This window comes from Pseudomonas sp. GW821-FHT11D10 (assembly GCF_058808435.1).
Map to the genome: position 1 here is coordinate 69,475 of NZ_JBXARR010000011.1, position 21,012 is coordinate 90,486.

Genomic DNA, 21,012 nt, shown 5'->3' on the forward strand with positions numbered 1-21,012 from the left:
GGGTCGAACCATTGACACTTTCTAGAGCGTGATCGTTTCTGGCGGAAAGACGATGTCATCGGAGTACATGTCCTGTCCCGCCGGCAATTCGATAATGCGTTTGCCGGCTGTCGCCACTTCATCGATCAACACGTCATATTCGTGCCGGTTCAATTCTCCTGCCCGTGTGCGGGCTTCGATGGCGTCAACCGGGTTCTGATCCGTCGCGGTGGCGTGGGTCTGCGCCTGCAATTGGACATCCTCCACCAGGGCAGCGCGGGTTTTGGCTGAGTTGACCAGCCACACCCGTCGGGACGTGAAGCCGATGGAAGACATCGACACATGGCCTTCCATTTTCATGCTCGGGAACCACGTTTTGCCGTCCGTGGGGCTGCGTTCGAGCCGCGTCGGGTTGTAAACGCGATTATCCTGCCCCGCAACAACCTCGACATTGCGGGTATCAAGCAGGTAGCAAAACAGGATGCGCTGAGCGTGGAGCGTCGAAGTGCCGCTGGTGTTCTGGTGCGATTCGTTGTCCGTCAGCGGATCCACCGGTCGGGTTTCGTAGGCGCTTGCCACTCCTTTGTCTTCATTCGCAAAGTCCATGGCGGTCTTGAGGCTGAACATCACGCTGACGGGGGTCTCGCTCGTGGTACCCACGGCGGATACCACTCGCGGCACCATGGCTCCGGGCCGGGCGATTTCGAAAGGTGTCCGGTCATCCACTTTGAACACAGCCGGGATGTCGGTTCTGTACAGGTAGTTGTGCCTGTTGCGTTTAAAACCGGCAAGGCGCAACAACTCCTGAAAGAACGGTTCGGTGAGACTGGCCTTCAGGAGGCTGGTGCCTTCCCCCTGATTTCTCAGATGGATGATTTCATCATTGATTTCCGACAGAAACGGTTCGAAGTGTTTCGGGTTGTCTACAAGTCGCGTGCGATGTTGATGTGCAGCGACCCACGCGGGCAGCTCATCATTGATCAGGTTCTTGAATTGCCCTGTGGGTGAAATTTCCTTGCACAGCCTTGCCAGCTGAAGACTGGACAGGTTGTAGGGCTGGAAGCGGGCAATAACCTGTTCTTTTGATTTGAGCGGGGCATCCGGATTGGTCCACAGGCGCAGATAGTCGATCGACCGTTCACGCAGGGACGGATATTCCCGTTGCTTGGCCCAGACAGGCTGCTTCAGATGGAGTGCAACGTCCTGACGAAAACGCACAATGTCCTGCCCTTCGATCCTGTACAGGTTCCAGATATCGATGTCGCGCCAGTAGGGCCGAAATGCCCGTTGATCGGCCGAATACTGGATGGGTCTGACGGGGATCAGTCTGGCGCCATCAGGAAAGGCCATCTGGTTGAGCGGTCCGTGACTGTCATCCAGGCCAGGCTTGCGCTGCATCTCGACATAGCCATGAGCATTCGCCTTGTCGAGATCCCAGGTGTAGTAACGCTGGTCACCGTACGCCGGCGTGGCGTCTGTTGTTTCGAATGTGTCGGGTGTTGGTAGACGCGGGAGTGGCGAATCGGGTGTCGGCGGGCCTGGCAACGGCGTTTGCGTGCCAGATGTGCTGCGGTGCAACGTGACGGACTCAAGGTGTTTTACCCATTGGGCGGGAGTGCGGTTCTGATGGCTCAGGAGGCTGTTGAACAGATCGCGATCCATGTCCATGCCAGACCAGCGGTATAGCTCGTCAAACAGGTAGGTGTTCTCCATCCGTTGGACCCGAACGGTCGCCCACAGAGGTTTCTTGCCGGTGCTGTGCGCTTCGGTGCGGAAACGGGTGATTTCTGCGCCCTGTATTCCATAGAGATCCCAGATGTTACGGTCTGTCCAGGCAGACAATAGTTCGGCGGGTTGATCGATTCGCGAGGCAGAAGGTTCAACACTGACAAACGATCCGGTGTCGTCGACGAATGCATGATGCAGCAGCGGCCCGACCTCGTCCCCCCGCCGCATTTTTCGATGCATGACCACATAGCCATGGTGATTGGTGGCGTCTTTGTTCCATACGTAGTGTTGGGTGTCGACGTAAATCGCTGCATTGTCCGGTTGTGTCTGGGGTGTTTGTGCCGGGTTATCGTCGGGGTTGTCTGCCTGTCTGTGTACCGTGGATTCGATGGTCTGACTGATAATCTGCGGCTCAGCGACCCGGTAGGTATTGCTTTCGGGGTCGAAGTGCAGGACGGGGCCCGACGGTTGCGTTTCCCGTAACCGCATGGCTCGGTAGGCTTGGAGGCCTGTGTCCCAACCCACCTTGACCGTCGTGGTGTATTGCACCTCGGCGTAAATGCCTCCCTTGTAAACTCGCAATCCTTCGGTGATGACGGTAGGCAATTGCGTTCGCAGTTGCATCGGCAACTCGTAGTGATGGATCGATCCGCTCGCGTGTGGGTTGCTGGTTGAACCTCCTTCAGTGTCTCCAGCCCGGTGGGTCAGATCCTGAATCTGTATCGCGGGCAATGTGTCACTTGAAGAATGGGGTGCAGGCGTCTCCGTGGGGCGGATGGTGGTACCTGTTTCCGGGGATCGAATCAAACCTGGAAAATCATGACGCTGAGTTGACGACGTTTCCGGAGTCGACCTGTCGAGGGTGGGGGTAGTTTTACTGGTGCCTTTCGACGTTTTTGTTTGCGGTGCCATCAAGTAATCCTTTCATTGATTGCCTGACGTGCTGTGGTGTCATTCCATGGCGGGATGGACGCAGACGCAGGCGTGCTGGAGGGCACGTTATCGATGAAAGGAAAGGGGCGCGTGGTAGATAGTTACGACACGATGGTTGGTTCGATTCAGCTCATTTCAGTTGGCGGGCAGTTCAACGCAGGATTTGGAACTAGCTGTCCCGATCCGCGTTGAACCGCTGTGACGCGCGTGACTTTACTTGCCGAGTTTTCTCAATTCGTCCGATTCGACGACCCGCACACCATCCTGTTCTTCCAGCGCCAGGCGCCACATGGCGCGGGCCAGTTGGCAGGCTTCGATGCCGCGGTATTTGCCGGGAATCAGCTTCGAGAACGGCGCGGCAAGCTGCTCGCCCAGGCGGGGCTCGCTGCGTTCGCCGAGCAACAGCGATGGCCGGCAGATGGTCAGTTGCGGCCAGTCCTGCGCGCGCAATGCGTATTCCATCTCGCCTTTGACCCGGTTGTAGAACACCGAGGATCGGCGGTCGGCCCCCAGGGCACTGATCACGATCAGATGCCGCGCGCCCATTTCCCGGGCGCGCTTGGCGAAGGCCACGACCATGTCCAGATCCACGGCGCGAAACGCTTCTTCGGAGCCGGCCTGTTTGATCGTGGTGCCGAGGCAGCAATAGGCGATGTCGACCCGACCGGCCAGTTGCGGCAGGAAGGTCTGTGGATCGCCGACCGGGTTTTCCAGATGCGGATGTTCGGCCAGCGGCCGGCGTGAGGGGGCAAGGACGCGGCTGATCGTCGGCTCGTTGAGCAGGCGGTCGAGCAGATGTTCACCGGTCAATCCGGTGGCTCCGGCAAGCAAGACATGCTGAGGCGTCAAGTACATAGTGTCTCTCCCTTGATACTGTTCAGCTTAGTTGCTCTTTATCGCTCCGTCGTTCAACGCAGCACTTTGCAATGCTTTTCTCGCTTGCTGTTTACGCAGCAGTTGCCAGTGCGCCACCACGGTCTTCGGCGCCCAGATCTGCGGTTCAGAGGCTTCGAAGTTGTCCGCCAGTTCGCGCTCGGCGACGGTGGCCTTGGCCAGCTTGAAGGCTTGTTCCAGGTCGTCGGTCTGGTTCAGCGCCTGGGCAAACAGGGCATCGCCGAAGTAGGTGAAGTTGGCTTCCTCGGAGCAGCCGAACGACACGCGGTCGGCGCGCGAGGCGGTCATGATCAGCGTGCGTTCATCCTTCAACGCCGGAATGAAGCCCCCGGAATAGCACGAGGAGATGACGATGATCTTGTCGCGATTCTTCAGCGGTGCAAGCACGGCAGCGAGTTCGTCGGCGGGCAGGTCGGCCAGTTCCATGCGTGGCTGGTCGAGCACCAGCTCGTGTTCGGCGGTGCCGTGGCTGGTCAGGTAAATGAAGACCAGATCTTCCGGGCCGCTGCGTTCGGCCAGGGTCAGGGCTGCGCGGCGCAGGTTCTCGCGGGTGGCCATCGGCCGGTCGCCGAGGTGGTCGCGATGGTTGACCAGGCGAATCTGGCCAAACGCGCCGAAACGGCTGGTGAGCATGTTGGCCACATAATCGGATTCACGCAGGAACACGCTCTGCTTGCCGTCGCCGCCGAGGGTCAGTGTGTACAGCTCCACTGCAGGGGTCGAGGCCGGCACATTGGCCAGCGCTTCATCGAGCAGGCGACCCTGGGCCAGCAGGCCGAGTTCGAGGGTGTCCGGCAGTAATTTGCCGTCCGCATCGCGTACCCGTTGGCCGTTGATCCAGGTGCCGCTGAGCACGCTGCCATCGGTGAGCACCAGGGTGCCGCGTCCGGAATAGCTGTCGCTGTCGAACCCGCCGACGTAAAAACTGCCATCGGACAGGTTCAGCCGGCCCTGGCCGCTGAAGCGCCAATCATTGAAGTAACCGATGTAATGGCTGCCGTCGGCGCCGATCAGTTCGCCCTTGCCGGTCAGCGCGCCTTCCTTGAACTGGCCGAGCCAGACATCGCCATCGGCGTTTTCGTAGCGACCCTTGCCGTGCAATTGATTGTTCTTGAACCCGCCGACGTAGATGTCGCCGTCGGCGCTGTTGAAGGTGCCGTTGCCTTCGAGCTGGCCGTTGACGAAATGGCCGGTGAACTGATTGCCGCTGGCATCGCCGCGCTGGCCTTCGCCATTGGGTTTGCCGTGGGCGAACTGGCCTTGATAGGAGCTGCCGTCGTCCAGCTCGAGGCGACCGAGCCCGGAATACTGGTCGGCCTTGAATTCGCCGCGATAGGTCATCGCGTTTTCTTTGAGGGTGCCTTCGCCGTCACGTCGGCCCAGCTTGAAACCGCCGGTGTAGCTGCCGGCCGTGGTGGTCAGCGTGCCCTGTCCGTCGAACAGTCCCTGCTGGAAGTTGCCGCGATAGACCTCGCCATTGCTGCCGTGCCATTCGCCCTGGCCATGCCATTGCCCCTTGTCGAATGCCCCGGCGTACCAGCTGCCGTTGGGGTAATCGACCCGGCCCTGACCTTGCAGCAAGCCATCGACCAGTTCACCGCGATAGCGGCCGCCGTCGGGCAGGCGCGCATCCGGCGGCAACAGCGATTCGCCGTCGCCACACGCGGCCAGCAACAGGGTCAAGGCAAGGGGAGCAAGAGGAGCGAATGAGCGCATAGCGGGATCCGGGCAATTAGGCGACCGAGTATGCCGCAGCTATGTGACCTTATACAGCCGGCGGGGAGGAGCGGATGCGAAACAGCGTGAGCCGCTTCGCATCCAGGCGCTTAAACGAAGCAGAGCGACAGCGGTTCGGCGATGTAGGCCGGTTTGTCCGAGCCTTCGATCTCCAGGGTGGCGGTGGCCTTGAGCAGCCACTGGCCAGGTTTTTTCTCGGTCACTTCACCGAGATCGACCTTGAGCCGGACTTTGGAATTGACCTTGACCGGCTGGATGAAACGCACGCTGTCCAGGCCGTAGTTGACCACCATCTTCACGCCTTGCGGCAGGATCAGGATGTCTTCCATCAGTTTTGGGATCAGCGACAACGACAGGAAACCGTGTGCAATGGTGCTGCCAAATGGCGTTTGCGCGGCTTTGACCGGGTCGACATGGATGAACTGGTAATCCCCGGTGGCTTCGGCGAACAGGTTGATGCGCTCCTGATCGATGGTGAGCCATTCGGAACGTCCGAGTTCCTTGCCGACATAATCTTTGAGCTCTGCAACTGGAACATAGGGCATTGAGACTCTCCTTGGGTTCATCGGTTTTATAGTTTTTCAGGTGGGGGATTTGACCGCCCTGCGAACCACTGTAGATCATCATGGCGATTTGCTCAGGTCAACCGACCATGCTTTTGGCGAATGCCGATCCATAGCGCAGGCGTGCTTATAATGCCCGGCCCGTGCTTGTCGGGATGTCGGACGGAGATGACGGATGTTGCTACGCGGCCTGACCATGCTGGTGCTGTTTCAATTGCTCGGCACGGCCCTCAATCACTTGCTGTTGCCGGTGCTGCCGGGGCCGATCATCGGCCTTTTGCTGTTGCTGGTATTCCTGATCGTGCGCGGTGAAGTCGGCGAGCCGCTGAACCTCGCCGCCGGCAGTCTGTTGCGCTATCTGCCGCTGCTGCTGGTGCCGCCAGCGGTGGGCGTAATGGTGTATGCCACGGCGATTGCCGCGGATTTCTGGGCCATCGTCGGTGCGCTGGTGGTCTCGCTGATTCTGTCGATGGCCTTCGCCGGCGTGCTGATGCAACGGCTGGTCAAGCGTCACGCGCCGCATTCGGAGGATTCCTGATGCTGTTCGACTGGCAAGGTGCCTGGGCGTCGGTGATTCACCATCCGCTGTTCGGCATCGGGATCACCCTGGGGGCTTATCAACTGGTGCTGGCGGCGTTCGAGAAAACCCGCTGGATCTTTCTGCAACCAGTGCTGGTCTCGATGCTATTGGTGATCGGCGTGCTGGTCGGCTGCGGCCTGACCTATGCCGAGTACCGCAAGAGCACCGAGATCCTCAGTATTCTGCTGGGCCCGGCGACCGTTGCGCTGGCCGTGCCGCTGTATCTGAATCTGCGACGCATCCGCCAATTGTTCTGGCCGATTTTTACTACGCTGGTGATAGGCGGCGTGGTCGCCACGGGCATGGGCGTGGCGCTGGGCTGGTGGTTCGGTGCCGATCACATGATCCTGATGACCATGGCGCCCAAATCGGTGACCTCGCCGATCGCCATGCTGGTGGCCGAACAGATCGGCGGTGTCGCGGCATTGGCGGCGGTGTTTGTGTTGATCACCGGGGTGATTGGCGCGATCTTCGGCCCGGCGCTGCTGACCCGCCTCGGCGTGCACAGCCCCGAGGCGCGCGGGATGGCGCTGGGCATGACGGCGCATGCGGTCGGCACGTCGGTGGCGTTACAGGAAAGCGATGAATGCGGCGCCTTCGCGGCGCTGGCGATGAGTCTGATGGGCGTGGCCACGGCGGTGTTCCTGCCGTTGGCGGTGTCGATGGTGGTGTAAGGAAATGTCTATGAGTCTGCCGCTTTTTCCGCTGAACACGGTGCTGTTTCCCGGCTGCAATCTGGATCTGCAGATCTTCGAAGCACGCTACCTGGACATGATCGGCCGCTGCATGAAACAGGGCGGCGGGTTCGGCGTAGTGTGCATCCTTGAAGGCAGCGAAGTCGGCGTCGCGCCGGAAGGTTTCGCCATGGTCGGTTGCGAAGCGCGCATCACCGATTTCCAGCAGCAGGACAACGGACTGCTGGGCATCCGGGTGCAGGGCGGGCGGCGCTTCATCGTGCAGCGCACCGAAGTGCAACGCGATCAATTGATCATGGCCGAGGTCGAGTGGCTGGACGAAGAACCCGAGCAACCGTTGCAGGATGAAGACGCCGATCTGGTGGCGCTGCTCAAGGCCCTGGCCGAACACCCGATGGTCGAAGCGCTGAACATGGGGATCGAAGCGGCGGGGCAGCAATCGCTGGCCAATCAGCTGGCGTATCTGCTGCCGTTCGCCGAGGAAGACAAGATCGACCTGCTGCAGCTCGACGACCCGCAGCAGCGACTGGATGCGATCCAGGCGCTGCTCGATGAATTGCAGGGCGAGTTGTTCGCTTAAGACTCGGTCCGGTTACTCGGGCCAGACGATGTCGTTGGCGAACCAGTCCTTGCCGCTCGGCAATGAAAGGATCGGCTTGCCGGCCTTGGCCACCTTATCGATCAAGTCATCGTATTCACGCTGATTGGCCACGCCACTGTGGGTCCGCGCCTCGATGTCATTGCCGATGTAGCTGCTTTGGGCGAGGGCGGCAACGTCGTCGACCTTCGCGGCGCGGGTGAAGGTCGAGTCGAGCAGCCACAGACGCTCTGACTCGATGCCCCGCTTCGACGTGGAAATCAGGGCTTCGAGTTCGTCTTCGGGAAACCAGGCGTTCTTTTCCAGTGCCGCCAGATTGAGCAGATGATTCTCCTCGTTGAGGACCACCTCCATCCTTCGCGTATCAATGACGTAAGAGAAGATGAACTGCTGATCGTGGCGAATCGTCTCGTAATTGCGTTCGGTGTCCAGTTCGATGTCTGACGCATCGGACCATTCGTTATCGGAGTTCCCCGATTCGTTATCGGATTCGCCCGGTTTCTTGCCGGGGTATTTGTTTCTCTGGCTGTTGTAACGCAGGTATTCCGGATCGGGGGCATCGGTGCCCTTGGCGCCATACATCTTGACCAGTTTGTGGCTGACCGTGGCACTGATCGGTTTCTCCGTCGTGGCGCCGCGCGGGTGTTTCAAGCGAGGCAGCATGCGCCCGTCGTTGTAGAACTCGAACGGGGTACGCTCATCGGCCCTGAACAGACCCGGAATGTCAGTGCGGTACAGGCAGTCGTTGCTGTTGCGCAGGTAACCGAGTCTGGTCAGAAATGCATCGAGAAATTCGCGGGTGACACTTTTGTCGAAATCCACCAGATCGCTGCGCAGGATTCCGTTCCTCACGGGCAGGAGCAGCGGTCCGATTTCCTCCTGCAGTGGATCGAAGCGGGTCGGATCGCTCTCGTCCCGAGAGCGAATGTGGTGCTGCTCGGCCCACTCCGGCATCACTCGCGGATCGGCGAGCAAATCGTTGCGCAACTGAATGTGCTGCCGTGGCGACAGGTTGTAGGCACGTAGCAACTCGACACGTTGGGCGTGCGTCATCAGCGGGTACATCGTGAGCAATGAGTCGTTGAGCAGTTGGGTGGTGGCCTCGTGCGCCGACAAGGCAGCGATCAGAGACTGTTTGACGGGCACCTCTGTATTGAGGTGATCAACCTGCGGCCAGGGACGTTTCAAGGATGTGGGCGAGCCCGTTTGCCGGGCCGGGCTCCAGGTCGACTCGCCGGTATTTCGGTAGAGCGCAGGTCCGGGGGGCAGCTTCTTGTACAGGTCCATGGCCCGATAAGTGCCCAGGTTCGCATCGAACTCCACGAACACCGTGCCGCTGTCTTTCACATCGACGAACGCGCGCCCGACGATATGGCGCAGGCCTTCATCGTTGGCCGGTTGCATGTTGCGCAGCAGTGCGGGATTCAGCAGGTAGCTGTTCATCCCGGTTGCCGTTTCACGGGAAGCGACCAGCAGATCCGACATCTCGATTTTCGGTCGTTCGGGCGCGTCAGCAGGAGGCAGTGTTTGCCCCGGGTTTCGCTGATGCAGGGCTGTCAGGTCAGGTACCACGTGAGGTAGCGGCGAGTTCTGAGCCGGCGGGCGCAACCGCGGGGATTGCGCGAGAGAGTCGGTGGGCGAACTGCCTTTGGAGAGGCTTGGCTGCGAGGGCGGTTTCGGTCGCATGGTGTCATTCCTTGACGATGGTCAGTTGCTCGACGGGTATGGCGCGGGACGGAGTGGTTTCGCTGCTCCAGACGTTGGTGGCGACGTTGTATGTGATCCTGTCGGAAGCGGACTCGCTCAGGCGAATGTTGTGAACCGGCACCTCGCTGGATTCGAGCTCTGCGCGTAGTTGATGCTCACGAACATCCTGGGCGATGGCCTGAACCGATGGGTAGGCGCGTGCATCGATGGCGCACAGACCAATCACCTCGAACAGGGCATTGACCCTGTAACGGTTCCCCGAGGAGACCACGACTTCGATGGTTTCCAGTGGCAGTTGTGGGTCGTTGCTGTCCGGCAGTTGAATCTGGATGCTGCCGATCCTGAGCAGGTCGTTCCTGATGGTCAGGTTGCGGTGGTGAACCTGCTCCTGCAGATGTTGCGTGTGAATGATCCAGGTGGAAGAGCCCGAGACGCTCGCATCTGCTTCTGTGGTGGACAACCGGATGGATATTGCGCTGGCGGGGAACAGCTCATAGCGTGCGGATCGACCTACCAGCCAGTAGGCTGCGTTGTGCTCGGCCGCCAGGAAGTCGACCCGTTGCGGGGTTGCCTTCAAGGTGCGCTTTTCGACAGAGGGTCGGATGAAAAGGTATTGGCCTGCTCGCTCCCGGAGTGAGGCGCGGCTTTGCAGGACGGTATAACCCGGCTTTTTTGCATCGTCGAAATACGAATTGCGAGGGACGTCGAGGTGATAGGACACACCGTCGCGCATGACCAGCGTCAGGGGATGGTTGATCTGCCAGCCCGAGGCCATGATCCCGCCTCCCATGTCATGTTTCCTGCCCGGATTTTCTCTGATTGCGCCGTGCAATGAGAGCAGGCCGCCTCCCTGGTGGAAGGTGATGGTGAAGTGGACGTTGGTGTAGCTGAGGAAGGTGAAGGCATTCGGCTTTATCGGGGTGACGACGTAGATGGCCCGGACTTCGTCGATTTCCGTGCTGTCACGGTCGATGTACAGGGTACTTCGGGTCGGCGTTTCATAGGGTGTTGCCACCAGCGTCGTGTGATGAACCTTGCGGGAGACGAAGTAGTACGAGTGTGGTTTGTTCGAGGTCTTGTAAGGACGATCACTGACCGGCACCGGCGAGGTCCCGGTCACGCCGACGGTCAGGACCGTAACGCTTACGGTCAAGTCGGCCAGATCCGGGGTTTCAACCGGCCATGCCGGCTGCAGGTGATAGCCGTCCTGCGTGATGAACGTCCATTTATCGTTGTACAGGGAGCGCTTGCCGTCGACCGTCCGGTACACCGCCTCCAGCGCCAGTTCGCGCATCGGCGACTGGATGTCATCGTCGCGCAGTGATTCGATCACCACGGCGTCATTGCGCACGTACCAGCGCTGGATCGCTTCAAGCGGCACGCCCAGATAGACCTTGCTTGGTTCCTGGCCATCTTCGTGAATGGAGACCTTCAGGCAGGTCGGGTCAATGTCATAGCTGTCGCTGCCGCTGCCTCCGTCGACCATGCCATGAAGGCCGCGCACGGAAATGCGGTCATCCCCGGCCCCGGCATTGACGTGGTCGTCGCCATTGGCGGCAATGATGTCGGCGTGCTCGGAACCGGTCACACGATTGCGTGCGCCGACCAGTGTCTCGACCTTTTCGATGGACTGGAGCGTCGAATGCAGGACCGGTTCAACAGCCGGGTCCGCAGGTCGCACTGCCAGCCTGCCGTTTTTCAGGTCGATGTCGAAACCGGTATGACGTGGCGGGTTGGCGCCATGGTCCTCGTTTTTGTGTTTGCCTTGCAGCCAAAGCAGATCGGTCCCGTCACCTCCCGACAGTTCACTGACGGTAGTCGGGTCTGCAGACAGTGCTTCGGATGCCGACTGAAACAGAAAGGAGTCATCCTTGTTGCCACCGCCGAGGGTTTTCTCGCCGTTGGCGTAGGCGAAGAAATTTGGCTTGTCCTGTACGCCTTGCACCGTGTCATGGCCGCCTCCCAGGTTCCAGAAAACCCCTTTGGCAGGATCACTTTTCGCCCCGCTGATGACGGCGTCCGAGTCGGGCAAACCCTTCGTCGCATCGTAGGTGTCATCCGTGTCATTGATGGCCGGGAAGTTTTCGGTGGTATAGGGCGCTTCCCCCTTGGCTTCGTCCCATTGGTAGCGATAGACGCGAGTCGGCCGCAGCTTGACCTCGAACCGGCCGTTGACGATCACGTCGACACTTTCCTTGAATTCATTGTCGAGCCAGCCGAGGCTGCGGGTCTTCAAGGCTTTGGCGTAATCACTCGTGGTCTTGGCGACCAGGTAGCGATCCATCAGCGCCTTGTCCTGGCTCTGTCCGGTGAACGCGAACCAGCCGGCGCGCCAGCGTTCGTGCACGGTCAGTTCGATGTAATCGTCGATGTCGTCGACCATGCGCGCGGCACCGTAGATTCGGGCACCGACAATCATGATGGCCGCCGCTGCAATCCCCACCGGGCCCGCCGCCTGAAAGCCCATCAGTGCTGCGCAGCCGAGGGCGATGGACAGCGCGCCGCTGAACACGCTCAGCCCGCCGGTGACGTACAGATCCTGAGCTTCCTTGCCCTGGGCCTTGGCGGCATCGTTGAAGGACTTGATGGCGGTGTAGATATCGAAGGGCAGCGTCAGCACGCTGGCGATCAGACCCGCGCCCCGGCACAGCCATTTGCCCAGGGTGGTCTTGCTGAATTGTTCGAGGGCCATGGAACCCTGACGGATCATCTGTTCGCCGGTCTTGTTCAGCGCGTATTCGAGGCCCAGTGAAGTGATCTCGGCGAGAGCGCCGCCCACATTGATCAGTACTTCTCCCATCTGGCCTTTCTTGAGTCCGTCGATGGCGCCCATGTAGGCGCTGTACAGCCCGTACGCCTGCAGCCCGGCGCCCATGCTGGTCATCCCGCGGCTCTTGGCCTTGTCGACCCAGCCCGGCAGATGTTCAGGCAGCGGGCTTCTGTGGATATCCAGCTGTTGAGTGGCGGTCAGCAGTTTGCTGATTTTCTGCATGGGGTGCTCAGCATCACTGGCGGATATTTCGCGCAGAAGCGGTGCTGCGTCGGGGGAGCGCAGGGTGACGATTTCGTAGAGCAATTCCGGTACCCGTTGACGCTCCTGGCCGTCGACTGACTGGATTCGTTGCTCAACCTGGGCGGGATCGAATTCCAGCCGATCGGTAAAGAGCTGATCGGGCTCGGGGAAGTAGGTGTTGGCCGCTGTAATGGGCTCGCCGTTGACGCGTGCTCCGAGGGCCTGAAGTGTCTGGCGATTCACGGTCAACTCGCCAAATCGCAGGGGGCCGAAAAGATTGTCCAGATCTTTAAGGTCCGGTTTTTTGCCGGAAGGTATTTTATTTTCGGTAGTTGCAGCGCTGGATGGAATATCAATGTCGGAAATTGTAATCGGTGCTGTAAGAATAGTTTCAGTGTTGATACTAAATGGTTGGCTCAAGATCAATGCTCTTTGGTGAACTGTCGAGCGACTCTGGCATGAGGAGTGGTCAAGTTCAGTCTTTATTGTTTTTCTGATTGTATTGTTGTTTTTTGTATTGTCTTTGAAGTGGTTTGCCGGTTGTTTTTGATTTAGCTTGAATTCCGGCTTGCAGGGAGCGGCTACATGATCAAGGAGAACGGTATGACGATTTATGAAGATGAGTGGGCATTCTGGGATGACATTGCCGGGAAGTATATTTTCAAACATGCGGGCGTCGACCTGAATACCGACATCATCCTCAAGGCCGCCGGCTATTATGCGGATTCGATGGTCCTGGAGCGGCGCAAGCGCAAGCGGGTGAAGAGCGATTCAGGTCTGGGGAAGCCGACGGCCGGCAAATGAAGTTTTATTTGTGATCTGGTTTTTAATATTAGAGTGTTGTCATATGTCTGATGAAAATAATATTACCTTTACCGGGCACCTGTTTGCAGGTGGACTTCCACTGGTGCTCAACTATCAAGTCATGGAGCAGCGCTTGAAACATCCCCGGATCACGACGGGGCAGCGACTGAGTGCCGAGATTTCTCTGAATGATGAAGTCCGTTCGCCGATCATGACTGTCGCGGATCATGATGATGCCGAACCGTTGTTGTTGGAGTTTGCTCCGGACAATCAGGGGCGATATGCGATAAATATCAAAACGGCTGGTCGTTACTTTGATTGGCAGCTGCGACTTGATCAAAGTACAAGGCATCTTCTGGCCGCAAAAAGTGGCGGTAGTTACTTTGAGCTGGAAACGTATGCCGGAAAGCTCAAGTCGTTTGGTGACCTGCCGTCCAATCCGGTTTCTGTGGCACTGTTCAGCGTAGAGAAGAAGATGCGCCTGTTTCAGCATGAAACGAAGGAAGGGCTCACGTACTTCCTGGACAAGAATCCGAACGACACCGGGCACAATGCCTACAACGCTTCGTCGGTGTCGTTCGTCTTGAGGACCAACCCCTCGGTGCTGTCTGCCGTCGCCTAGTACGAATAGCGCAGCAAGGTATGCGGCAAGTGACGCAGCACGAAGAAGCCGAACAGGGCGACCAGCGCCGGCAGCACCAGCCACCAGACTTTCTGCGGCATGGCGCCGAGCGGTGACTGCCGTTGGCTGAGCCAGAGCCCGGCCGCACATACGCACGCGGCAAGCATGGCCCCGGCCAGCACATCCGTCGGCCAGTGCGCGCCCAGATACACCCGCGACAAGGCAATCGCCAGTGCCGGAATGCAGCCGATCAGCAGCCAGGTCAGTCGCAGCCTTGGCGGTTGCCCGCGTCCGGCGAGTACGGCCAGGGTCAGGAACAGCGCGAACGATCCGGACGCATGGCCGCTGGGCATGCTGTAACTGGTGAGTGGGTCGGTCAGCACTTCCGGGCGCACCCGGGCGAAAAACATTTTGGTGCCGGTGTTGGCCAGGGCCGTGACGAGCAGGGTGCCGCCCACGAAGATCGCGTGGCGCCACTGGCGGCACAGCAACAGCAGTGCAGTCAGCAGGGCGCTGAACAGCAGCATGTTGCGGAACTCACCGATCAGGGTGAAAACCACTGCCACCTCATCCAGCGCCGGGCGGCGGTGTTCCTGCACCAGGGTCATGACGCCCTGATCGAGGGCGGTCAGGTACGGGTAACCGATGAACAGGCCGATCAGGATCAACAGGCTCATGCTGCTGATCCAGATGGTCGCCCGGCGATGGCGGCGCAGGCTGCTGTTGGCGCTCAGGCCGACCATCACCGCGATGCTGCCAGCGACGATTCCGGCCTGCAGCCAGAAGCCTTCCGGCAACGGCAGACGAATCGCCGCCCCGGTGGCCCAGCCCGGCAGCAGGTACGCAAGGCTCCAGCCGGCCGCCGCCAGCAGACTCACGGCGGCGAAGCGCGGGAAGGGCATGTCGCACATCCCGGCGACCATTGGCAGCATCGGCCGCAACGGGCCGATGAAGCGCCCGACCAGCAGGCTGGCGATGCCGTAGCGCTGGAAATAGGTTTCCGCACCGGTCATCCATTCCGGGTGATGGCGCAGGCCCGGCAGACGCCGGATGTTCTGGTGGAAGTGGCGACCGAGGAAATACGAAATCACATCGCCGAGAATCCCGCCAAGGAAACCCAGCAACAGGGTTTCGCTCAACGACAGGGCACCGCTGCCGGCCAGCACCGCCACGGCAAACAGCAGCACCGTGCCGGGCACGATCAACCCGGCAATCGCCAGGCATTCCACGCAGGCCACGACAAACACTGCAGCGGCCAGCCACTGCGGATTGGCGGCCAGCCACCCGGTCACGCTATCGAGCCATGGGCCCATACAAACCACTCCATTTCATTGATGTCCCTGATCGGCGAGCCGAAGGGTGTGCATTCACAGCAGAAAATAATCGCGACCTTCGACCTGACCCCGGCGCAGCGGGTTCCGCGTGCACCACTGGGCATAGGCGGCATCGACGAAGCGATACATCAAGTGTTCGTCACGGCCATGGGGAATGCCCAGACGGGTGGTCTGAATCACATGAGTTGGCGCAGGGCCGGTGTCTTCCACCAGCAGAATTTCGTGATCGAAGCGCTTGGCATCCCACACCGGCACTTTCAGTCCCAGCGCCTTGCACAGCAGCGTCTGCCCGGCACAGAGTTTCTGCGACGGGCGCGGGCGCCCCTGGGCATCGGGGTTGTTCAACAGCATCTGCGCCAGACTGGCCGGGCCGCTGATCTCGTCGACCCACGGATAGGCCGATTTGATCAGCACCGCGTTGCCCGGACCCTGCGCGCTGAAGTTCAGCGAATCGCCGCCACGGGCGTAGTACATATAGATGTGCCCGCCGTCCAGAAACAAAGCCTTACGCTTTTCTGTGTAGCCGAGGGACGCGTGGCTGCCTTTTTCTTCGCAGTAATACGCTTCGGTTTCGATGATTCGGGCGCTGAGCCACAAATCGCCGACGCGGTGGCGGATGACTTTACCGAGTAGATCGCGGGCCAGCGTCTGGGCGTCGCGGTCGAAAAAGGCGTCCGCAAGGCCGACAGGCTGGCGCGCGGAGGTGGCGCGAACGGTCAGGTTGGACATGGCAAACAGTGTTTATCCAGGCGGAGGAGGTCGTGATGATAACAATTCGCGGCTTAATCCCGGCTGAACGTCGGCAAATCACCGTCCATTTCGACCATCCGCCCGTCACCGCTGTTAGTCCCGGGACGCGACAGCTATAATCTGCCGCTTTCCTCTTTGCCAAGACCCCAGCAGACCATGACTGAGTCCGTTCTTGACTACATGACCCGATTGGGTCGCGCCGCCCGCGAAGCCTCCCGCGTCATCGGCCGTGCCAGCACCGCGCAGAAAAACCGCGCCCTGCTGGCTGCCGCCAATGCCCTGGACGCCGCCCGCGCCGAGCTTGCGGCAGCCAATGAACAGGATCTGGCCGCCGGTCGCGCCAACGGTCTGGAGCCGGCGCTGCTGGAACGTCTGGAACTGACCCCGGCACGCATCGACGGCATGATCGTTGGCCTGCGTCAGGTCGCAGCGCTGCCGGATCCGGTCGGTGCGATCCGCGACATGAGCTTCCGTCCGTCGGGCATTCAGGTCGGCAAGATGCGCGTACCGCTGGGCGTGATCGGGATCATCTACGAATCCCGTCCCAACGTGACCATCGATGCCGCGAGCCTGTGCCTGAAGTCCGGTAACGCGACCATCCTGCGCGGCGGTTCCGAAGCGATTCATTCCAACCGCGCGATTGCCGCCTGCATCCAGCGCGGTCTGGCCGAAGCCGAACTGCCGGCTGCCGTGGTGCAAGTGGTGGAAACCACCGACCGCGCCGCCGTTGGCGCGCTGATCACCATGCCTGAATACGTCGACGTGATCGTGCCGCGCGGTGGCCGTGGCCTGATCGAGCGCATCAGCCGTGACGCCCGGGTGCCGGTGATCAAGCATCTGGACGGCATCTGCCACGTCTATGTCAGCGAACACGCCGACCTGCCGAAAGCCCAGCGCATCGCCTTCAATGCCAAGACCTATCGCTATGGCATCTGCGGCGCGATGGAGACCTTGCTGGTCGATCAAAGTGTTGCGAAGGATTTCCTGCCGTCGATGGCGAAGCAGTTCCGCGAAAAAGGCGTCGAACTGCGTGGTTGCGAACGTACCCGGGCGATCATCGAGGCCATAGCGGCAACCGAAGAAGACTGGAGCACGGAGTACCTGGCGCCGATTCTGTCGATCCGCGTGGTGGATGGCCTGGATCAGGCCATTGAACACATCAACCATTTCGGCTCACATCACACCGACTCGATCGTCAGCGAAAACCTCGCCGACACCCGCCAGTTCGTGGCTCAGGTCGACTCGGCGTCGGTGATGATCAATACCCCGACCTGCTTCGCCGACGGATTCGAATACGGATTGGGTGCCGAGATCGGCATTTCTACTGATAAGCTGCACGCCCGTGGCCCGGTGGGCCTCGAGGGACTGACCTGCGAGAAGTACATCGTGGTCGGTGATGGCCAGTTGCGCGGCCAGGCGACGGTCTGACTTGTCCGACCTCGACCTGAAAGCGCCGAAACCCGGCAAGAAATCCCGTCCCCGGCGCATTGGCGTACTGGGCGGGACGTTCGACCCGGTGCACGTCGGCCATTTGCGCGGCGCGCTGGAAGTGGCCGAAGCGCTGGGGCTCGACGAGCTGCGCATGATGCCCAGCGCCCGGCCGCCGCACCGCGATACGCCGCAGGTGTCGGCGCAGGACCGGCTGGCAATGGTTGAATGTGCGGTGGCCGGTGTGCCGCCGCTGGTGGTGGACGCCCGCGAATTGCAGCGGGACAAACCGTCCTGGACCATCGATACCCTGGAGTCGCTGCGTGCCGAAATGGCCGCCGAGACCCAGGTTTTTCTGCTTCTGGGCTGGGACGCATTTTGCGGCCTGCCCACTTGGCACCGCTGGGAAGAGTTGCTCCAGCATTGCCACATCCTGGTGCTACAGCGCCCGGACGCCGACAGCGAACCGCCGGATGCCTTGCGCAACCTGCTGGCAGCGCGTTCGGTGAGCGACCCGCTGGCCCTGAAGGGGCCGAGCGGACAGATTGCATTCGTCTGGCAGACACCGCTCGCGGTTTCCGCCACCCAGATCCGTCAACTGCTGGCCAGCGGTAAGTCGGTACGTTTCCTGGTGCCCGACGCGGTCCTGGCCTACATCGATGCGCACGGTCTGTACCGTGCGTCGAACTGAACAAGGCGTGCTTCACTGATACGAATCCACGTGTCGCCAAGCCGCCGAAAATATGAGCAAAACGAGTTTTATATGACTGACAAAGACCAAACCAAAGTAAAGCGCAAAGGCACATTCAAGAGCGCCCCGCTGCCAGAGCCGGTCAACACCAACGAACCGCTGAAGGGCGACGAGCTGGTCAAGGTGGCCGTTGCAGCCCTGGAAGACGTCAAGGCCCAGGACATCCAGATCATTGATGTGCGCGACAAGCAGAGCATCACCGACTACATGATCATCGCCACCGGTACTTCCAACCGCCAGATCAACGCGATGCTGGACAAGGTTCGCGAAGAGGTCAAAAAGAACGGCGCCAAGCCGCTGGGCGAAGAAGGCAAGGGCGACAGCGACTGGGTACTGCTGGACCTGGACCTGGTGATCGTGCACATGATGACCGCCTCGGCTCGTCAGTTCTACGATCTGGAGCGCCTGTGGGCCGGTGCCGAGCAAAGCCGTGCGGCGGACGCCAAGCACCACAGCCCGGAAAACACCCACGAGCATTTCACCAAGCTCAACAAAGACCAGCTGTAAGGGATTGCTGTGCGACTGCGACTGATCGCCGTCGGTTCACGCATGCCCAAGTGGGTGGAAGAAGGCTGGCACGAATATGCCAAGCGTCTTCCGTCCGAGCTGGCGCTGGAACTGGTGGAAATTCCGCTCAATACCCGTGGCAAGAACGCCGACGTGGCCCGGTTCATCCGTCAGGAAGGCGAAGCCATGCTGGCCAAGGTCGGGCCGAACGAGCGGATCGTCACCCTCGAAGTTCATGGCAAACCGTGGAGCACCGAGCAGCTGGCGGTCGAACTCGATCGCTGGCGCCTGGACTCGCGCACGGTCAACTTCATGGTCGGTGGCCCGGAAGGGCTGGCGCCGGAAGTCTGTGCCCGCGCGGATCAGCGCTGGTCGTTGTCGCCGCTGACGCTGCCGCACCCGCTGGTGCGCATCCTCATCGGCGAGCAGTTGTATCGTGCCTGGACCGTGCTGTCCGGCCACCCTTACCACAAGTAATCCGCCCTCATGTCTCAGCCGATCCGCATCAAGGACCACGAAAAAGACGCCCGTCTGGTGCGTGGTCGCGTCGTGTTCGGCGCAATTGCGGTGGTGGCGCTGATCTGCGTGCTGATTGCGCGTCTGTATTACCTGCAGGTGATTCAGTACGAATATCACTCGACCCTGTCGGAAAACAACCGGGTGCATGTCCAGCCGATCCCGCCGACCCGTGGCCTGATTTTCGACCGCAACGGTGTGGTGGTGGCGGACAACCGTCCGAGCTTCAGCCTGAGCATGACCCGCGAGCGCTCCGGCGACTGGCAGCAGGTGCTCGACGTGATCGTCGAGGTCTTGCAGCTGACGCCGGAAGACCGGGTGATCTTCGAGAAACGCATGCGCCAGGGCCGTCGGCCGTTCGAGCCGGTGCCGATCCTGTTCGAGCTGAGCGAAGAGCAGATCGCCCGGATCGCGGTGAACCAGTTCCGTCTGCCGGGCGTCGAGGTGGTCGCGCAACTGGTGCGTCATTACCCGCAGGGCGCGCATTTCGCGCACTCGGTGGGTTATATGGGGCGGATCAACGAGAAAGAGCTGAAGACCCTCGATCCGGTCAACTACAGCGGCACCCACCACATCGGCAAGACCGGCATCGAGCGCTTCTATGAAGCCGAACTGCACGGTCAGGTGGGTTACGAAGAAGTCGAGACCAACGCCCGTGGCCGCGTTCTGCGCGTGCTCAAGCGTACCGATCCAGTGCCGGGCAAGGACATTGTCCTGAGCCTTGACATCAAGTTGCAGGAAGCCGCCGAGGCCGCGCTGGGCGGTCGGCGTGGCGCGGTGGTGGCGCTCGATCCGAAAACCGGCGAAGTGCTGGCGATGGTCAGCCAGCCGAGCTTCGACCCAAACCTGTTCGTCACCGGCATCAGCTTCAAGGCTTACGCCGAGCTGCGTGATTCGATCGACCGGCCGCTGTTCAACCGCGTGCTGCGCGGTCTGTACCCGCCGGGCTCGACGATCAAGCCGGCGGTGGCGATTGCCGGTCTCGATGCGGGCGTGGTGACGGCGTCGAGCCGGGTATTCGACCCCGGTTACTACATGCTGCCCAACTACGATCACAAGTACCGCAACTGGAACCGCACCGGGGACGGCTTCGTCGACCTCGACACGGCGATCATGCGGTCCAACGACACCTACTTCTATGACCTGGCCCACAAGCTGGGCATCGACCGGTTGTCGGCCTACATGAACAAGTTCGGCATCGGCCAGAAGGTCTCGCTGGACATGTTCGAAGAATCCCCCGGCCTGATGCCGTCCCGCGAGTGGAAACGCGCGACCCGGCGTCAGGCGTGGTTCCCCGGCGAAACCCTGATTCTCGGGATCGGCCAGGGCTACATGCAATCGACCCCGCTGCAACTGGCCCAGGCCACGGCGCTGGTGGCCAACAAGGGTGTGTGGAACCGCCCGCACCTGGCCAAATCTCTCGAAGGCGTGAAACCGGTGGACGAGAATCCGATGCCGGACATCATCCTGCGCGATCCGTCGGACTGGACCAAGGTCAACCATGGCATGCAACAGGTGATGCACGGTGCACGAGGTACGGCGCGTAAAGCGGCGATCGGCGCGCAATACCGGATCGCCGGCAAGTCGGGTACGGCGCAGGTCGTGGCGATCAAGCAAGGTGAAAAGTACGACCGCTCCAAGGTTCAGGAACGCCACCGCGACCACGCCCTGTTCGTCGGTTTTGCGCCGGCGGATGACCCGAAAATCGTGGTGTCGGTGATGGTCGAGAACGGTGAGTCCGGTTCCGGCGTCGCGGCACCGGTGGTGCGGCAGGTCATGGATGCCTGGCTGCTGGATCAGGACGGACGGTTGAAGGCCGAATACGCCAGCCCTATCAGTGCGGAGGCTACGGCCCGTGATGAATAATTTCGAT

At 60.7% G+C, this 21,012-nt stretch carries 18 protein-coding genes; 10 read left to right on the top strand and 8 right to left on the bottom strand.

The features are described from left to right. Positions 1 to 21: 21 nt before the first annotated feature. From AC1RT4_RS26145 to AC1RT4_RS26160, 4 genes are all read right to left on the bottom strand, one after another. Complete coding sequence (locus tag AC1RT4_RS26145) at positions 22 to 2,619, bottom strand: hypothetical protein (protein WP_493088914.1); 2,598 nt, start codon at positions 2,617 to 2,619, stop codon at positions 22 to 24. A gap of 234 nt (positions 2,620 to 2,853) precedes the next feature. Further along, on the bottom strand, positions 2,854 to 3,495 hold the full coding sequence (locus tag AC1RT4_RS26150) for an oxidoreductase (RefSeq protein ID WP_493088916.1): 642 nt from the start codon (positions 3,493 to 3,495) through the stop codon (positions 2,854 to 2,856). 27 nt (positions 3,496 to 3,522) lie between these two features. Next, positions 3,523 to 5,250 carry a C13 family peptidase gene (locus tag AC1RT4_RS26155; protein ID WP_493088918.1) on the bottom strand — a complete coding sequence of 576 codons (1,728 nt, stop codon included), beginning with the start codon at positions 5,248 to 5,250 and terminating at the stop codon, positions 3,523 to 3,525. 110 nt (positions 5,251 to 5,360) lie between these two features. Then, positions 5,361 to 5,816: a MaoC family dehydratase gene (locus tag AC1RT4_RS26160; RefSeq protein ID WP_007909575.1), complete on the bottom strand. Its 456-nt coding sequence runs from the start codon at positions 5,814 to 5,816 to the stop codon at positions 5,361 to 5,363. A 193-nt stretch (positions 5,817 to 6,009) separates the two neighbouring features. Here AC1RT4_RS26160 and AC1RT4_RS26165 point away from each other — a divergent pair, with 193 nt between their 5' ends. The 3 genes from AC1RT4_RS26165 to AC1RT4_RS26175 are packed head-to-tail and all read left to right on the top strand — an operon-like array spanning position 6,010 to position 7,689. Then, the gene (locus AC1RT4_RS26165; RefSeq protein WP_493088920.1) at positions 6,010 to 6,372 is read left to right on the top strand and encodes a CidA/LrgA family protein; all 363 of its coding nucleotides are present in this window, start codon (positions 6,010 to 6,012) and stop codon (positions 6,370 to 6,372) included. Further along, positions 6,372 to 7,088 (top strand): LrgB family protein, encoded by a 717-nt coding sequence (locus AC1RT4_RS26170; protein ID WP_007958637.1) that lies wholly within the window; start codon positions 6,372 to 6,374, stop codon positions 7,086 to 7,088. Before AC1RT4_RS26165 ends, AC1RT4_RS26170 begins: the two co-directional genes overlap by 1 nt. Before the next feature lie 10 nt (positions 7,089 to 7,098). Then, on the top strand, positions 7,099 to 7,689 hold the full coding sequence (locus tag AC1RT4_RS26175; protein WP_346628521.1) for an LON peptidase substrate-binding domain-containing protein: 591 nt from the start codon (positions 7,099 to 7,101) through the stop codon (positions 7,687 to 7,689). 12 nt (positions 7,690 to 7,701) lie between these two features. Here the strand turns inward: AC1RT4_RS26175 and AC1RT4_RS26180 are convergent, their stop codons facing one another. Next, positions 7,702 to 9,192: a hypothetical protein gene (locus AC1RT4_RS26180; protein WP_493088922.1), complete on the bottom strand. Its 1,491-nt coding sequence runs from the start codon at positions 9,190 to 9,192 to the stop codon at positions 7,702 to 7,704. 205 nt (positions 9,193 to 9,397) lie between these two features. Next, positions 9,398 to 12,853, bottom strand: a complete 3,456-nt coding sequence (locus AC1RT4_RS26185; protein ID WP_493088924.1) for a calcium-binding protein — start codon at positions 12,851 to 12,853, stop codon at positions 9,398 to 9,400. 159 nt (positions 12,854 to 13,012) lie between these two features. Between AC1RT4_RS26185 and AC1RT4_RS26190 the strand changes: the two genes are divergently transcribed. Together AC1RT4_RS26190 and AC1RT4_RS26195 are read left to right on the top strand one after the other, a co-directional pair. Beyond that, positions 13,013 to 13,231, top strand: coding sequence for a hypothetical protein (locus AC1RT4_RS26190; protein WP_493088926.1), 219 nt, complete (start codon positions 13,013 to 13,015; stop codon positions 13,229 to 13,231). A gap of 43 nt (positions 13,232 to 13,274) precedes the next feature. Continuing rightward, entirely contained in the window at positions 13,275 to 13,853 is a 579-nt protein-coding gene (locus AC1RT4_RS26195; protein ID WP_493088928.1) for a hypothetical protein, read from the top strand. Here the strand turns inward: AC1RT4_RS26195 and AC1RT4_RS26200 are convergent. Both AC1RT4_RS26200 and AC1RT4_RS26205 read right to left on the bottom strand, forming a co-directional pair. After that, positions 13,850 to 15,166 carry a bifunctional DedA family/phosphatase PAP2 family protein gene (locus AC1RT4_RS26200; protein ID WP_493088930.1) on the bottom strand — a complete coding sequence of 439 codons (1,317 nt, stop codon included), beginning with the start codon at positions 15,164 to 15,166 and terminating at the stop codon, positions 13,850 to 13,852. The genes AC1RT4_RS26195 and AC1RT4_RS26200 overlap by 4 nt on opposite strands. A gap of 54 nt (positions 15,167 to 15,220) precedes the next feature. Continuing rightward, positions 15,221 to 15,916, bottom strand: a complete 696-nt coding sequence (locus AC1RT4_RS26205) for a DNA-3-methyladenine glycosylase (protein WP_007958648.1) — start codon at positions 15,914 to 15,916, stop codon at positions 15,221 to 15,223. Between the two features lie 177 nt (positions 15,917 to 16,093). Between AC1RT4_RS26205 and AC1RT4_RS26210 the strand changes: the two genes are divergently transcribed. From AC1RT4_RS26210 to mrdA, 5 genes are all read left to right on the top strand, one after another. Further along, a complete protein-coding gene (locus tag AC1RT4_RS26210) occupies positions 16,094 to 17,365 on the top strand; it encodes a glutamate-5-semialdehyde dehydrogenase (protein WP_493088933.1) in 1,272 nt (423 codons plus the stop codon). After that, on the top strand, positions 17,334 to 18,056 hold the full coding sequence (gene nadD / locus AC1RT4_RS26215) for a nicotinate-nucleotide adenylyltransferase (protein ID WP_007958652.1): 723 nt from the start codon (positions 17,334 to 17,336) through the stop codon (positions 18,054 to 18,056). Before AC1RT4_RS26210 ends, nadD begins: the two co-directional genes overlap by 32 nt. A gap of 72 nt (positions 18,057 to 18,128) precedes the next feature. Then, positions 18,129 to 18,623 (top strand): ribosome silencing factor, encoded by a 495-nt coding sequence (rsfS, locus tag AC1RT4_RS26220; protein WP_007958654.1) that lies wholly within the window; start codon positions 18,129 to 18,131, stop codon positions 18,621 to 18,623. A 9-nt stretch (positions 18,624 to 18,632) separates the two neighbouring features. Further along, positions 18,633 to 19,100, top strand: a complete 468-nt coding sequence (gene rlmH, locus AC1RT4_RS26225; RefSeq protein ID WP_003185785.1) for a 23S rRNA (pseudouridine(1915)-N(3))-methyltransferase RlmH — start codon at positions 18,633 to 18,635, stop codon at positions 19,098 to 19,100. 9 nt (positions 19,101 to 19,109) lie between these two features. Then, positions 19,110 to 21,005, top strand: coding sequence for a penicillin-binding protein 2 (mrdA, locus tag AC1RT4_RS26230; protein WP_007958656.1), 1,896 nt, complete (start codon positions 19,110 to 19,112; stop codon positions 21,003 to 21,005). Positions 21,006 to 21,012: the final 7 nt, after the last annotated feature.